Annotated in this window: 1 protein-coding gene; it reads left to right on the top strand. The window is 33.2% G+C overall.

The genetic code is table 11. The features are described from left to right. The first annotated feature begins 114 nt into the window (after window positions 1–114). Window positions 115–1,062 (top strand): IS30 family transposase, encoded by a 948-nt coding sequence (locus tag CD113_RS05420; RefSeq protein WP_095092635.1) that lies wholly within the window; start codon window positions 115–117, stop codon window positions 1,060–1,062. Window positions 1,063–1,072 lie beyond the last annotated feature (10 nt).

Genomic DNA, 1,072 nt, shown 5'->3' with positions numbered 1-1,072 from the left:
GACGGATTGTAATATTAAGTGCAACACCTATAAAATTTCATAAAAAAATGCCCATGATTGGCACTTTATTGTAAGATGTTAATAACGACAAAAACACATACAAGGAGTGCCAATATGAGCTATTACCATCTTACAATAACTGAACGCGCAAGTATAGAGATTCTTATAAAAGAAAATTATTCATTAAGAGCGATTGCTCGAAGATTAAACCGTTCGGTATCTACTATTTCTCGCGAAGTTAATAGGAATAAAAATAATGACACTTATGATGCTTCTTACGCTCAGAACACTTATAAGTCGAAGAAAAGGAACTGCGGTCGACATACAAAATTAAACATTAAACTAAAAGATAAAATTATTCATCATTTAAAGTTACATTGGTCACCTGAACAAATCGTTGGTCGTTTATTACACAATCAAGTTTGTTTTAAAACCATTTATAGATGGATTAATTCTGAAATGCTTAACTTTGATGCTTTACCTTATCTTAGACAAAAAGGTAAAAGACAACTTCCAAGAGAAACGAGAGGTCGTTTTAATATTGGAAAATTAATCACTCAACGACCTAAAGAGGTACGAAAACGTGGTACATTCGGCCATTGGGAAGCTGATACCGTAGTTTCAAGTAGAGGTAAAAGCAAAGGTTGTATCGCAACTTTCGCAGAAAGAAAATCTCGCTATTATTATTGTTGTCTGATACCCGATCGTTCCTCTAAATCAATGGAATATGCCATGAAAGAACTTATTTCAGTCTTTCCGAATGAATCTATTAAAACAATAACCGTAGACCGTGGCAAAGAATTTTCCTGTTATAAATCCATAGAAGAACAATTTGGTATTGATATTTACTTTGCAGATCCTTATTCAGCTTGGCAACGGGGTACTAACGAAAATTCGAATGGTTTACTTAGAGAATTTTTTCCAAAGAAAACAGACCTAGCAAAAGTTACTCAAGAAGAATTAGATTATGCTTTAGGTGCTATTAATCATCGACCAAGAAAGTGTTTAAATTGGAATTCACCTTATGAAATTTTATGCGACGAACTGTTGCACTTAAATTGACAACACAACA

Source organism: Staphylococcus simiae (assembly GCF_002902085.1).
Lineage (GTDB): Bacteria > Bacillota > Bacilli > Staphylococcales > Staphylococcaceae > Staphylococcus > Staphylococcus simiae.
This window is presented reverse-complemented; position numbering and strand designations above follow the sequence as displayed.